A 13143-nucleotide genomic window follows, 5' to 3' on the forward strand; every position below is an offset into this window, starting at 1 on the left:
GGCGGCCCAGCGGCCCGCCGGGCCGTGAACGGCCAGCGCCGCGGGGACCGCGAGGCGCCGGGCAGGGCCAAACCCGCGCCGGCGGGCTCGCGCGCCGCGGTGCCCTTCGACCGTGCAGCTCACGCCATGGCCGATTTGCGTCGCAGGGACGACCCGGGTGGCCGGCCGTTCCGCCCGTGGGACACGCGACGGACCGGGCCGTCGAGGCGTGGCCTCCGGGGCATCGGACGCCCGGCCCGCCCGCGCTTCGAAGGACGCCGTGGCCCTCAGAACAGGCGGAGCTTGTCGTCCTCGATGCCGCGCAGCGCGTCGTAGTCCAGCACCACGCACCCGATGCCGCGGTCTGTCGCCAGCACCCGGGCCTGCGGTTTGATTTCCTGGGCCGCGAAGACACCGCGGACCGGGGCCAGGTGCGGATCGCGGTTCAGGAGCTCCAGGTAGCGGGTGAGCTGCTCGACGCCGTCGATCTCGCCGCGCCGCTTGATCTCCACCGCCACCGTCGCGCCGTCCGAGTCCCGGCACAGGATGTCCACCGGGCCGATGGCCGTGGGGTATTCCCGCCTGATCAGGCTGTAGCCGTCGCCCAGGGTCTCGATCCGGTCTGCGAGGAGCTCCTGGAGGTGAGCTTCCACGCCGTCCTTGATGAGGCCCGGGTCGACGCCCAGTTCGTGCGACGAGTCGTGGAGGATCTCCTCCATCGTGATGATCAGTTTCTCGCCCGCCTTGTTGACGACCGTCCAGACGTCGTCGGCCTCCTTCAAGGTGCAGGGAGGGGACATCCAGTTGAGCGGTTTGTACGCCCGGTCGTCAGCGTGGATGGAGACGCTGCCGTCTGCCTTGACCAGGATCAGACGGGGAGCGGTTGGCAGGTGGGCGGTGAGCCGGCCCGCGTAGTCCACGGAACAGCGGGCGATGACGAGACGCATGGTCGGCAACGCTACTCGACCGACCTCCTCCTGCGCGATTCTCCCTCCCGGCGCCCGTGCACCACGCATGGCCGAGACCCTTCGGACCGCCCTTCTTGTCCCCTTCGTTATTGGCCGGTTGTGTTCGCATTCTCCTGGTGCCGACCAGACGGCGCGCTTACCGTGGAAGCAGGAGGTCGCCGGTCGTGCACGCAGTGTCGTCGTGATCGCCGTACTCGGCATGCGCCGTTGCCTTCTTCCCTGCCCGTAAGACCCCCCACCCCGGGGTCGCGAGAGGAGAACCCATGTCGCTCGACGTCTCACCGGCGCTGTTGGAACAGGCCGAGCGAGGCGAGGTCGACGAAGCTGCATTCGTCGACTGCGTCCGGACCTCCCTGCCCTACGCATGGGAGATGATCAGCTCTCTGGTGGCCCAGCTGAAGGTGGACGGCGGCGAGTTCGCTGACAACCAGACGCCCCCGCCGGACGAGCAGGCACGTGGTCAGCTGCTGCGCGCGCTCGCGAGCGACGCCATACGGGGAGCGCTGCAGCGGCACTTCGGAGTACGACTCGCCTTCCAGAACTGCCACCGCGTCGCGGTGTTCGCGCTGGACCCCTCGGCGGACGAGCGGATCGCCCGCTTCACCTCCGTACGGGCCCAGTTGCTCAACCAGTCGGCCGAACTGCGCGACTGCTGACGCTTATTGCTGCCGCTCCGCATCGCGGGAGAGTGCATGCGTAACGGAGCGGCAGCCCCGCTGGCGCGGCGGGGCTGCACGGTGCGGCCGTACGGGGTCGCACGGGTGCCGCCCGCAAGTCCCGCCGGGCCGACGGAATCTCAGCGGAGCAGGGGCAGCACCTCGGAGCCGAGCCGCTGCACGTTCTCCTCGGTGGCGGCCAGGTCTCCGGATCCCTCGACGAGCAGCGCGAAGCGCGAGATCCCGGTGCGGTCCCGGGTGGCCGCGAGACGGTCGGCCGCCACCTTCGGCGGACCCACGGGATGGATCCCGCACAGGAACTCGGTGTACGCCACCGGATCCCGCATCGCCCGCCTACGGCCGTCGACCGTGACATGGGCGTCGAGTCCCCGCTTCATCCAGCCGGGCACGGCTTTCATCAGCGTCTCCTCGGCCGCGTCACTGCTGTCCGCGATCTGTGCCACACCCGCCGACACATGGCTGACCCGTGCGATCGCGTCGGGCGTGTGGCCCGACGCGAGGGCGTGGCGGCGCCAGAGGGCCACCATGTCCGTCTTCTCCTCGTCGCCCGTGTGCATCCCGAGGAGCATGGGAAGTCCGCGCTCCGCGGCAAGCCGCACAGTCGCCGGGGAGGTGCACGCCACGACCACCTCGGGGCCCTGTGCGTCGACGCTCCCGTCGCCGTCGATCAGGTCGTCCGGCCGCGGTACGACGGGGACTTCACGGAACGCGAAGCGTTCGCCCGCGGCCGACACCCGGGGCTCGCGCAGCCAGCGCAGCAGCAACTCGAGCGACTCGGGGAAGCCCTCCTCGTACGCCGCGAGGCCGGACCCGAAGACCTCCAGGTCGACCCAGGGGCCGCCGCGCCCCACCCCGAGGGAAAACCTCCCCCCGGAGACGAGGTGCAGCAGCGCCGCCTGCTCGCCGAGCGCCACTGGATGGGCCGTCGGTAGCACGCTCACCGCCGTACCCACCCGGATGCGCTCCGTGCGCCCCAGCAGCAGGGCGGCCAGTGTCACCGCCGACGGGCACACCCCGTACGGAACGAAGTGGTGCTCGGCAAGCCAGACCGAATCGAGTCCGGCCGTCTCCGCGGCCTCTGCCGACCGCACCGCCCGGTGCAGTGCCTCCCCATGGCCCTGGCCCGGGAACTGGGCGGCCAGTACAAAAGCTCCAACGCGCATCGCCTTCTGCCTCCTTGCGGCCGACGCGGCATTCCCCCCACACAGGCAACAACGTCTGACACGTGCCAAAGGCACGGCCCCGCGCGAAGTTGTTGCGATTTTCCGGTAACTGATCCCTCCGGGTGTCGCGGTCGCCGGCCGGAGCGGCCCCGGAGCGGGCTCCCCGGCCCGTAGGCTGGAGGCGAACTGTCCGGTCTGCCCGTGAGGTGTCAGGTGTCCCCGCGTCGAAACCGTCCCCCCGGAGGCGAGAAGCCGACCGACCGCGCGAGCGACATGGGCGATCGCTACGGCGGGGTGCAGCGGACCGAGAGCTGGCAGGGCGAGGAGTGGTCGGTCCGGCACGTGGCGGGAGCGAGTGCCGTGGGCAAGCGCTACCGCTGCCCTGGGTGCGAGCAGGAGATCCCGTCCGGGATGCCGCACGTGGTGGCCTGGCCCGAGTACGGCGGTGTGGACGACCGGCGGCACTGGCACAAGGCCTGCTGGAACGCGAAGGACCGCCGCACCTCGCGGGTGCAGCGGTCCCGCAACGCGCCGCGCCACTGATCCGGGGCCCGGATGCGGGCGCGTCGTGCGGCGGCTCCCCTCCGGGCGGTGCCGTGCGCGTCTGTCTACACGTCGCGCCGCGAGAGGGAGAAGTAGGCCCCCGTCATCGTCACGGCCGTGACTCCCAGCAGGATCCACAGAGGGTCCCACCCGGACGGACCGGAGTCGGTCACCGGGGCGCTGTACAGCACGCCGAGCTGGTTCGGGATCGAGTACTCGAAGAGCGCCTGCTGCACGTCCCGCAACGACTCCGCGAACATGAACAGCGCCAGCACCAGCGGCAGCAGGAACACTCCGATCATGATGGTGATGGATCCGGCGGAATGCCGGATCAGGGCACCGACCGAGAGCGACAGCAGCCCGAGCAGGGCGACGTACAGGCCCACGCCGACCGTCGCGCGGAACCAGGCCTCCCCCGAACTCTCGCCCGAGTCCACGATCGCGGACTGCAGAGCGCCGACGATCGCCGCGGTGATCGTGGTGATCACGAAGACGAGACCGAAGAAGACGAGGGCCTTCGCCGCGAGCACCCGCCCGCGGCTGGGGCAGGCGGTCAGGGTCGTGCGGATCATGCCCGTGCCGTACTCGGACGCGATGGTGAGCACGCCCAGCGTGATCACGCAGATCGAGCCGAGCAGCACCCCGAAGAAGCCGAGGCTGAGGATGGACGCCTCGCCGAGGTCGGCGTCGGTGCCGGCGACCGCGAACGCGGAGAGCAGACCGATGCCGACCATCAGCACGACCATCACGCCGAGCGTCCACATCGTGGAGCGCACGGAGCGGATCTTCGTCCACTCGGAAGCGAGCGCGTCTCCCAGGTGGGCGGCCCGCACCGGGATGGGCGAGGCGTAGGTGCCCTGCGGGTGTGCGCCCTGCTGCTGGTACGGGGTCGTCATCGGGCGTCCTCGTCGTTGCTCTTGGTCAGGTCTGCGGGTGCGGGTGCCGCCGCTGCCGGGGGAGAGGCGGGCGACTGCGACGCCTGGGGCCCGTGCGGCGCTCCGCCCGGGACCTCGCCCGCGGCGGCGTACGGGTTCTGCCCGGGCGGCGGCGGGGCGTACCACCCCTGCTGAGGCACCTCGGGGATGACCGGCTGCGGCGGCGCGTAGCCCATCGGCTGCTGCATCAGCCCGGCCTTCTGGTCGTTGGCCGAGCGGTAGTCCACGGCGGCCTGGGTCATCCGCATGTACGCCTCCTCCAGCGAGGCCTGGTGCGGCGAGAGCTCCCACAGCCGGACGTCGGAATCGTGGGCCAGGTCGCTGATCGCGGGCAGCGCCAGACCGGTCACCCGAAGCGCGCCGTCCGGCTCCGGCATGACCTGCCCGCCGGCCTCGGTGAGGACGCTCGTCAACTTCTCCCGCTGCTGCGGCTCGGTGTGCGGGGTACGGACCCGCGCGAAGCCCGCCGAGTTGTGCGCGATGAAGTCCTTGACGCTCATGTCGGCGAGCAGCTGCCCCCGGCCGATCACGATCAGGTGGTCGGCGGTGAGGGCCATCTCGCTCATCAGGTGCGACGAGACGAAGACCGTCCGGCCCTCGGCCGCCAGCTGCTTCATCAGATTGCGCACCCAGAGGATGCCCTCGGGGTCGAGGCCGTTGACGGGCTCGTCGAACAGCAGCACCTGCGGGTCGCCGAGCAGTGCGGCCGCAATGCCGAGTCGCTGTCCCATGCCCAGTGAGAAGCCGTTGGAGCGCCGTTTGGCGACGTCCTGCAGACCGACGACGCCGAGCACCTCGTCCACCCGGCGGGAGGGGATGCCCGAGAGCTGGGCCAGTGACAGCAAGTGGTTGCGCGCGCTGCGTCCGCCGTGCACCGCCTTGGCGTCGAGCAGGGCGCCGACCTGACGCGGTGCGTTGGGCAGCTTTCGGAAGGGATAGCCGCCGATCGTGACATGGCCGGAAGTCGGCTGGTCCAGCCCGAGGATCATGCGCATCGTCGTCGACTTGCCGGAACCGTTGGGTCCGAGGAAGCCGGTGACGGCGCCGGGCCGCACCTGGAAGGAAAGGTTGTACACGGCCGTCTTGGCGCCGTAGCGCTTCGTCAGGCCGACTGCCTCGATCATTCTCCAGCCCCATCGACAGGTCAGGTCGTCGGGGCACGGGCCAGGCGCGGCCGCAAGCCCCCGTAAGAGTTAGGAGGATATCCAGGCCTTGACGGTTCCAGCCAAGACTCAAACGGCGGTGAATCCCCCGATCGCGCTTCCCCGGCCGACCGTCGAGGAAGCGCGTCCTCCCGGCGGTGGGGCACCCTGGTCCGCGCTCGTAGGGGCCGGGATCAGGCGTCCCGGTGCTTGAGGACCAGGAAGCCGCCCAGCAGCACTGCAGCGACCCACAGCACCATCACGCCAAGACCGCCCCACGGGCCGTAGGGGGCCGCTTCGCTGTTCATCGCCTGGGGCACCACTTGCATGATCTTCGAACCCGCTTGGTCCGGGAACCAGCGGGCCACGTCCTTCGCGTACGGAACGGCCGACAGGATCTGGGAGACCAGGAAGAAGAACGGCATGAGGATGCCCAGCGACAGCAGCGAACTCCGCAGCATCGCCGCCACGCCCATCGAGAACACCGCGATGAGACCCATGTAGAGGCCACCGCCGATCACCGCGCGCAGGACGTTCTCCGCGCCGAGGGAGGTGCGGTGCTCCCCGAGCAGGGACTGGCCGAGGAAGAACGCCAGGAAGCTCGTCGCCATGCCGATCCCCAGCGCCAGCGCGCCGGCCACCAGGATCTTGCCGAAGAGGAACGTGGCGCGCTGCGGCACGGCGGCCAACGAAGTGCGGATCATGCCCGAGCTGTACTCCGTGCTGACGACGAGGACGCCGAAGACGACCATCGCGAGCTGCCCCAGCACCATCCCGGAGAAGCTGACCAGGGTTGGGTCGAAGGTGGCCCGCTCGGCGTCCGGAAGGTCGTCGAAGGTCGTGGCCAGGAGCGCGCAGAGGAGCCCGCCCACGGCGACCGTCACGACCAGTGCGCTCGCGAGGGTCCAGGTGGTCGAGGCCACCGTGCGGATCTTGGTCCACTCGGACCGGAGTACGGCAGGTACCGATGCCATGGATCAGGCTCCCTCGTCGCGCGGGGCCCAGCGGGGGCCGTGGTCCCGGGTGGAGTGGGCGTGGTACTCCACCGTGGCCGCCGTCATCTGCATGAACGCCTCTTCCAGCGAGGCCCGCTGCGCGCTCAGTTCGTGCAGGACGACGCGGTGCTGCGCCGCCAGCTCGCCGAGTTGCTCCGTGGTGGCGCCGTCGATCTCCAGGGTGCCGTTGCCCGCCTCGACGGCCGGGATGCCCGCAGTGTGGAGTATGTCCCGCAACCGCTCCTGCTGAGGTGAGCGGACCCGCACATAACTGCGCGAGTTCTGGTGAATGAAATCAGCCATCGATGTATCGGCGAGCAGTCGGCCCTGGCCGATGACGATCAAGTGATCCGCGGTGAGGGCCATTTCACTCATCAGGTGTGAGGAAACGAAGATCGTGCGACCTTCGGACGCGAGGGTCTTCATGAGATTGCGGATCCAGTGAATTCCCTCGGGGTCGAGGCCGTTGACGGGTTCGTCGAACATGAGAATCTCCGGATCGCCGAGCAGTGCGGAGGCGATTCCCAGTCGCTGGCCCATGCCGAGCGAAAATCCTTTGGACTTCTTGTTCGCCACTGCCGTCAGCCCCACGACATCGAGCACTTCCGCCACCCTGCTCGCCGGGATCCGGTTCGCCTGGGCGAGGCACAGCAGGTTGTTGTAGGCGGTGCGGCCCCCGTGCATGGCCTTGGCGTCCAGCAGCGCTCCGACGTGCCTGAGGGGTTCCTGAAGGTCCCGGTAGTGCTTGCCGTCGATCCGGACCGTCCCGCTGGTCGGGTTGTCCAGATCGAGCACCATGCGCATCGTCGTCGACTTGCCCGCGCCGTTCGGCCCCAGGAAGCCGGTCACCATGCCCGGCCTGACCGTGAACGAGAGGTGGTCCACGGCGAGCGTGCTGCCGAAGCGCTTGGTGAGGCCTTCGAGCTCGATCATGCGTTCACGCTACGGGCGCCGTCGGTCGAGCGCCACCACATCAAGCGAACAGAAACAGGATATTTCCCCATCGCACGGATGGCCGGAACACGACGGAGGAGCCCTGCAACGCGCCCGCGCCCGGCACCTGTGAAAGGCGCCGGGCGCGGGCGATGCGCATGCGCTGCCAGGTCCCACCGGACGGCAGGACCGGGGATCAGCGGGACTGCTGGGCGGGAACACCCCGGGAGATCGGCTCGTCCTCCGCAGGCGCTCCCGTCGCGGCCACCGCCGCACCCGTCAGCGTGGCCAGCATCTCGCGGACGTTGGTCAGCTGGGCGTTGATGGAGTCGCGGCGGTTCGTCAGAGCGGCCAGCTCGCGCTCGGATTCGCTGCGGATGCGGTCCGCCTTCGCGTTGGCGTCGGCCACGATGTCCTCGGCCTGGCGCTGGGCGGTCTCGACCGTCTGGCGGGCGCGACGCTCCGCGTCCGTACGCAGCTTCTCGGCCTCCAGGCGCAGCTGCTCCGCGCGGTGCTCGATCTCCGCCAGGCGCTTCTCCGCCTTCGCCTGACGCGACGCCAGGTCGCGCTCGGACTGTTCGCGGCGCTTGGCCAGGTTCGTCTCGAAGTCCGCGGCGGCCTGGGCGGCCTTGGCGCGCGTCTCCTCGAAGAGCGCGTCCGCCTCCTCGCGCTTGGACTGCGCGTCCTTCTGCGCATCGGCACGCAGCGAGTTCGCCTCGCTCTGGGCCTTCTCGACGATCCGGACGCCCTCGTCCTCGGCCTTCTGCTTCCGCTCGGACGCGAACGCCTCCGCGTCGTTGCGCACCTGTTGGGCGGCCGACTCGGCGAGCTCGCGGTGCTGCTCGGCGGCGCGACGGGCCTCCTCGCGCAGGTCCTTCGCCTCCTCCTCGGCGAGGCGGAGGATCTTCTCGACACGCGCACCGAGTCCTGCGTACGACGGTTCCGCGTCGTTGACCTGGGCCTGGGCATTCTGCGTCTCGAGGTGGAGCTCCTCGATGCGCTTTTCCAGCGAAGTGATCCGTGAGAGTGCACTGTCACGATCGGCGACGAGTTTGGTAATGCGGTCGTCCACCTGACCGCGGTCGTACCCACGCCGCACGAGCTCGAAGCCGAAGGGGGAGGATGTGTCGCTCATGGGGTTCCTGTCGAATGAGACCGGTGAGGTGTTAGGAGGAATCCTAGGGGCCAGAGCGGCGTGTCATCGAGCAGATGCCCGTTTGATATGGAGAATGTCCAGCCTTTTGAGTGGCTAGCCGTCGGACGACTTGCCACTCGAACGGGTAACTCCCGCACTGGCGCCCGCCTTGACGCCGCCGTCCTTGCCGGTTGACGGCGCCTCGAACGACTCCAGCGCCTCCAGCACGTCCTGGACCCGGGAGATCTCCGCCTGGATGTCCTCGCGCCTGCGCACGAGCACGTCGAGCTCCCGCTGGCCCTCCTTGAGCATCCGCTCCGCCTCGTGCTCCGCGTCGGTCTTGATCTTCGCCGCCTCGCGGATCAGTTCGGCCTTCTTCTGCTCGGCCTCCTTGAGGAGCGCCTCGGCCTTCTTGACCGCGGCGATCCGGACCTTGCCGGCTTCCGAATTGGCCTCCGAGACCAGTTCCTTGGCCTTCGCCTGGGCCTCGGACTGCTGCTCGGTGGCGACCTTCAGCAGCTGGTCGCAGCGCTCGCCCGCAGCCTTCATCTGCTCGGCCGACTCCCGGCGCGCCCGCTCGTGCAGCTCCTCGACCTCGCCCTCGGCTCGGGTACGCAGTTCCTCCGCGCGCTCCCGGACGGACGTCGCGTCCCGGCGCGCACCCACCAGCAGATCGTCGGCGTCCGTACGGGCCTTCTCCACCAACGAGTTGCCCTCGACGGTCGCCTCCGCGACCAGCCGCTCCGCCTCCTTGCGAGCCGCACCAACCATGGTGTCGGCCTGCTCCTCCGCCTCGGCGGTGGCGCGCAGCGCCTCCTCCTGGGCCTTGCCGATGAGCTGGTCCGCCTGTTCGGCGGCGTCCGCCCGGCGCTTCGCCGCGTCCTTGCGTGCGGCGTCCAGGATCCGGTCGGCCTCTTCGCGCGCCTCGCTCTGCATCCGCTCGGCGGCGATCTCGGCGTCGGCCCGCACCTGGTCCGACTCGTCCCTGATGCGCTCAGCGGCCTGCTGCGCCGAGCCGACGGCCTCGGCGGCCTCGGCGCGCAGCCGCTCGGCCTCACCGGACGCCTCGGCGACGAGCTGGTCGACCTGTTCGGCGGCGTCCGCCCGGCGCTTGTCCGCGGCCTTGCGCGCTTCGTCCAGGACCTTCTCGCCGTCGGCCCGTGCCGCGGCCCGCAACTCCTCGGCCTGCGCCTCGCCGTCCGCCTTGACCTGCTTGGCCTCGGTCCGCAGTCGAGCCGCGTCCTGCTCCGCGAGCGACAGCAGCTCCGACGCCTCGGTGGTGATCCGGTCGGCCTCGCTCGTCGCCTCGCCGACCAGCCGGTCCGCCTGCGCCGCGGCCTCGGACCGGATCCGGTTCGCGTCCTCGCGTGCCTCCGCACGGGAACGCGCAGCGTCCTGCTCGGCGGACGCGAGCGCGTCCGCCGCCTCCGTCCGCATGCGCTGGGCGTACTCCGCGGCGTCCGCGCGCAGCCGCTCCGACTCCGCGATCGCCTCGGACATCGTCCGCTCGGCGAGCGACTTCGCGGCCTCCGTCTCCTCCTCGGCACGCGCCCTGAGGCGCCCCGCGTCCTCGGAGGCACGTTCGCGCTCCGCGTAGGCGTCGGCGCGGACACGGTCCGCCTCCTCCTGCGCCTCCGTCCTGGTGCGGTCCGCCGCGTGCTCCGCGGCACTGCGCAGCCCGGCGATCTCCTGCTCGGCCTGCTCCTGCAGCCCGGAGACGGAATCCCGCACCTGCTGTGCGGTCTGCTCGGCGGCGGTGACCATCTCAAGGGCCCGCCGGTCCGCGTCCTCGACGAGCCGCTGCGCCTCGGCCTGGGCCTCCTCGACCCGCTTGCGGGCCGCGGCCAGCAGCTCCTCGCTCTGCTCCCGGGCGTGCTCGCGCTCCTGACCGGCCTCGGAGCGGGCCGCGGTCAGCGTCTCCTCGGCCTCCCTGCGGCGCCGGTTCGCCTCCTCCTGTGCGGCGGCCAGCGCCTCGGTGGCCTCCTGACCGACCCGCTCGGCGGCCGCGGCAGCTTCGCTGCGGACCCGGTCGGCGGTCTCCTGCGCCTCCGTCTTCAGTCGCTCGGCCTCGCTGGCGGCCTCGGTGCGCAGCCGCACCGCCACGGCCTCGCCCTCGGCGCGCGAGGCAGAGGCGTCGGACGCGGCTTCGGTGCGCAGCCGCTCGGCCTCCTCCTCGGCCTGCGCCTGGAGCGTACGGATCCGCTCGGCGGCCTCGGTGCGCAGCCGCTCGGTCTCCTCCGCGGTCTCCCGGCGCAGCCGCTCGGCCTCCACCCGGGCCTCGGACAGTGCCTGCTCCGCGGCTTCGCTGCGCTCCTGCGCCTCGGTGTGCAGCCGGGTCAGCTCCTCGTCGGCCTCCCGGCGGCGGGCCACGGCGGCACGTGCCGCCTCCTCGCGGACCTCGGCGGCGGCACGCTCGGCGGTGGCCCTGGCCTCGTCCGCCTGTTCCTCGGCCTCGGCGCGCAGCCGCTCCGCCTCGGTGCGGGTGCGGTCCAGCGTCTCCTCGGCCTGCCGGCGCAGGGCGGTAGCCCGCTCGATCGCTTCCGTGCGCACCCGCTCGCTGTCCGCGGTGGCGCTGGACCGCACCTCGTCGGCGTCGGCCTTCGCCTTCGTGAGCAGTTCCTCGGCGGACTTCGCCGCCTCCTCGATCTGCTGGACGGCCTCCCGGCGGGCTTCGCTGCGGATCCGCTCGCCCTCGGCGACGGCCTCGGCGCGCAGGTGCTCCGCCTCGCCGCGCAGCCGGCGGGCCTCCTCCTGCAGCTCGACCGTCTTGGCGCGGTACTCCTTGGTGTCGTCCTTCGCCGCGCCCTTGAGTTCCTCGGCCGTGTCGTGGGCCTCGGCGCGCAGCCGGTCCGCCTCGGTCTCGGCCTCGCGGCGGATCCGCTCGGCCTCCTCGGCGGCCTTGCGCGTGGTCGCCTTGGCGTCGTCCGAAGCCTTGTTCAGGACTTCCTCGGCGGTCCTGGCAGCCTTGGCGAGCTGGGCGGCGGAGTCTTCGGCCGCGACGGTCCTCGCCTTCTCGGCGGCCTCGGAGACCAGCTTCTCCGACTCGCCGCGGGCGTCCGCGAGGGCCTGCTCGGCCTCCGCCTTGATCGCCTCGGCCTGCTTGGTGGCCTCCCCGACCAGACGGGCGATCTCGGACTTCGCGGTACGGGCCCGCTGCTCGTTCGCCGATTCGGCGTTCGCAAGGGTCTTGCCCGCGCTCTCCTTGGCCTCGGCGACCAGCTTCTCCGCCTCGGCACGGGCCTCGCGGAGCTTCTCCTCGGCCTCCTGCAGCCTTTGCTCCGCGGTGCGGCTGAGCTCCGCGGCCTGTTGGCGGGCCTGATCGGACTCGGCGGAGGTGGTCGACCGCAGGTGCTCCGCGTGACTGGTGGCCTCCTGCGCCTGGGTGGAGGCCGCGTTGAGGAGTCGCTCGGCGTCCTTCCGGGCGCGCAGCAGGATCGCCTCGGCCTCGGAGCGGGCGGCCTCGGCCTCGGAGCCGAGGCGCTGCCGGGTCTGCTCCGCGAGCCTCGCGGCCTCGGCGCGGGCGGTGGCCACGGCCTGGTCGGCCTCCGTGCGTGACTCGTCGAGGAGGCGGCGGGCCTGGGCCTCGGTGCGGGCGCGCAGCTGCTCGGCCCACGCCACGTTCTCGTTGACGTGCGCCTCGACGGTCTGGCGGCGTTCCGCCAGCTCCTGGTCGAGTCGCTGGCGGCGCTGGTTGGCCTCCGCGTGCAACTCGGCCTGGAGGCGGGCCTGGTGCTCGGCGTGCTCCTGGAGGATGCGCTGGGTCTGCGCACGGACCTCGCGCAGCTCCCGCTCGGCGTCGGAGCGCATCTGGTCGGCCTGGATCTGGGCATTGCGGAGCAGCTGCTCTGCCTGGTAGCCGATGTCGGCGCTGTCGTACGCGGGACGGGACGCGAGACTGCGCCGCGCCTCGTGGAGCTTGGCGCGCAACACCTCGACCTGGTATCCGAGGTCCTCGGCGTGCTGGACGGCCTTCTCCCGCTCGGTCTTCAGCCGGTCCATCTCGGCTTCGAACCGCGAGAGGTGGTCGTCGTCAGCTCGGTGGCTCTCCTGGCGTTCGTAGCCCCGCACTACGCGGTCCCATCCGTCCCCTGGTCGCAACTCTGTACAGACGAGCACCGTTCGCTGGGAACGGCCCCCCGGGGAATGGTGTCAGACTCACCGGGGACGCGGCTCGCCCCCGGCCCGGCCCCGGCCCGGAGCGGCCCACTCTACCGGGCCGGGAATCCGGAGGTCAGTGGTCCGCGGAGGACGGGTCGGCCGAGGTGACGAGTTCGGTGAGGACCCCGTGGCAGTCCTTGGGGTGCAGGAAAGTGATACGGGACCCCATGGAGCCGATACGCGGTTCGTCGTAGAGGACCCGGACGCCCTTGTCCCGGATGGACTGCGCATCCCCGTCGACGTCCGCCGTGCCGAAGGCGATGTGGTGGACGCCTTCACCGTTCTTCGCCAGCCACTTGCCGACCGCGGAGTCCTCGCGGGTCGGCTCCAGGAGCTGGAGGTAGGAGGCGCCGCCGTCCGAGGTCTCGTTGATCTTGAGCATGGCCTCGCGCACGCCCTGCTCCTCGTTGACCTCGGTGTGGAACACCTCGAAGCCGTACGTGGCCCGGTAGAACTCGACGGTCTCGTCGAGGTCGAAACAGGCGATCCCGATGTGGTCGATTCGCGTCAGCATG

11 protein-coding genes are annotated in these 13143 nt (G+C 71.1%); 2 read left to right on the forward strand and 9 right to left on the reverse strand.

Annotated features, from left to right (window positions below; genetic code table 11):
* Positions 1 to 266: 266 nt before the first annotated feature.
* Positions 267 to 926, reverse strand: coding sequence for an endonuclease NucS (gene nucS, locus ACFXOM_RS13130; RefSeq protein WP_384938750.1), 660 nt, complete (start codon positions 924 to 926; stop codon positions 267 to 269).
* A 284-nt stretch (positions 927 to 1210) separates the two neighbouring features.
* Between nucS and ACFXOM_RS13135 the strand changes: the two genes are divergently transcribed.
* Positions 1211 to 1603, forward strand: coding sequence for an SCO5389 family protein (locus tag ACFXOM_RS13135; protein ID WP_384938748.1), 393 nt, complete (start codon positions 1211 to 1213; stop codon positions 1601 to 1603).
* 140 nt (positions 1604 to 1743) lie between these two features.
* Here ACFXOM_RS13135 and ACFXOM_RS13140 read toward each other — a convergent pair whose 3' ends face one another.
* Complete coding sequence (locus tag ACFXOM_RS13140; RefSeq protein ID WP_384938746.1) at positions 1744 to 2787, reverse strand: LLM class flavin-dependent oxidoreductase; 1044 nt, start codon at positions 2785 to 2787, stop codon at positions 1744 to 1746.
* 213 nt (positions 2788 to 3000) lie between these two features.
* On the opposite strand from ACFXOM_RS13140, the gene ACFXOM_RS13145 reads away from it, so the two are divergent.
* Entirely contained in the window at positions 3001 to 3330 is a 330-nt protein-coding gene (locus ACFXOM_RS13145; RefSeq protein ID WP_384938744.1) for an ATP/GTP-binding protein, read from the forward strand.
* Between the two features lie 65 nt (positions 3331 to 3395).
* On the opposite strand, the gene ACFXOM_RS13150 is transcribed toward ACFXOM_RS13145, so the two are convergent.
* The 7 genes from ACFXOM_RS13150 to mce all read right to left on the reverse strand — a co-directional run bounded on the left by ACFXOM_RS13150 (position 3396) and on the right by mce (position 13142).
* A complete protein-coding gene (locus tag ACFXOM_RS13150) occupies positions 3396 to 4226 on the reverse strand; it encodes an ABC transporter permease (RefSeq protein WP_384938742.1) in 831 nt (276 codons plus the stop codon).
* Entirely contained in the window at positions 4223 to 5389 is a 1167-nt protein-coding gene (locus ACFXOM_RS13155; protein ID WP_385037929.1) for an ABC transporter ATP-binding protein, read from the reverse strand. The genes ACFXOM_RS13150 and ACFXOM_RS13155 overlap by 4 nt, the downstream gene beginning before the upstream one ends.
* A 212-nt stretch (positions 5390 to 5601) precedes the next feature.
* The gene (locus ACFXOM_RS13160; RefSeq protein WP_384938738.1) at positions 5602 to 6381 is read right to left on the reverse strand and encodes an ABC transporter permease; all 780 of its coding nucleotides are present in this window, start codon (positions 6379 to 6381) and stop codon (positions 5602 to 5604) included.
* A gap of 3 nt (positions 6382 to 6384) precedes the next feature.
* A complete protein-coding gene (locus ACFXOM_RS13165) occupies positions 6385 to 7335 on the reverse strand; it encodes an ABC transporter ATP-binding protein (RefSeq protein WP_384938736.1) in 951 nt (316 codons plus the stop codon).
* A 196-nt stretch (positions 7336 to 7531) separates the two neighbouring features.
* Positions 7532 to 8470: a cellulose-binding protein gene (locus tag ACFXOM_RS13170; protein ID WP_384938734.1), complete on the reverse strand. Its 939-nt coding sequence runs from the start codon at positions 8468 to 8470 to the stop codon at positions 7532 to 7534.
* Between the two features lie 114 nt (positions 8471 to 8584).
* Positions 8585 to 12538: a polarized growth protein Scy gene (gene scy / locus ACFXOM_RS13175; RefSeq protein WP_384938732.1), complete on the reverse strand. Its 3954-nt coding sequence runs from the start codon at positions 12536 to 12538 to the stop codon at positions 8585 to 8587.
* Between the two features lie 163 nt (positions 12539 to 12701).
* Positions 12702 to 13142 (reverse strand): methylmalonyl-CoA epimerase, encoded by a 441-nt coding sequence (gene mce / locus ACFXOM_RS13180; RefSeq protein WP_384938730.1) that lies wholly within the window; start codon positions 13140 to 13142, stop codon positions 12702 to 12704.
* Position 13143 lies beyond the last annotated feature (1 nt).

It is taken from the genome of Streptomyces sp. NPDC059169 (genome assembly GCF_042755225.1).
GTDB lineage: Bacteria > Actinomycetota > Actinomycetes > Streptomycetales > Streptomycetaceae > Streptomyces.

Bases quoted from the DNA above. Each gene is read 5' to 3' on its own strand.
- ACFXOM_RS13155 (WP_385037929.1), bottom strand. From the start codon at position 5,389: ATGATCGAGGCAGTCGGCCTGACGAAGCGCTACGGCGCCAAGACGGCC.
- ACFXOM_RS13150 (WP_384938742.1), bottom strand. From the start codon at position 4,226: ATGACGACCCCGTACCAGCAGCAGGGCGCACACCCGCAGGGCACCTAC.
- ACFXOM_RS13170 (WP_384938734.1), bottom strand. From the start codon at position 8,470: ATGAGCGACACATCCTCCCCCTTCGGCTTCGAGCTCGTGCGGCGTGGG.
- mce (WP_384938730.1), bottom strand. From the start codon at position 13,142: ATGCTGACGCGAATCGACCACATCGGGATCGCCTGTTTCGACCTCGAC.
- ACFXOM_RS13160 (WP_384938738.1), bottom strand. From the start codon at position 6,381: ATGGCATCGGTACCTGCCGTACTCCGGTCCGAGTGGACCAAGATCCGC.
- ACFXOM_RS13140 (WP_384938746.1), bottom strand. From the start codon at position 2,787: ATGCGCGTTGGAGCTTTTGTACTGGCCGCCCAGTTCCCGGGCCAGGGC.
- ACFXOM_RS13135 (WP_384938748.1), top strand. From the start codon at position 1,211: ATGTCGCTCGACGTCTCACCGGCGCTGTTGGAACAGGCCGAGCGAGGC.
- ACFXOM_RS13165 (WP_384938736.1), bottom strand. From the start codon at position 7,335: ATGATCGAGCTCGAAGGCCTCACCAAGCGCTTCGGCAGCACGCTCGCC.
- nucS (WP_384938750.1), bottom strand. From the start codon at position 926: ATGCGTCTCGTCATCGCCCGCTGTTCCGTGGACTACGCGGGCCGGCTC.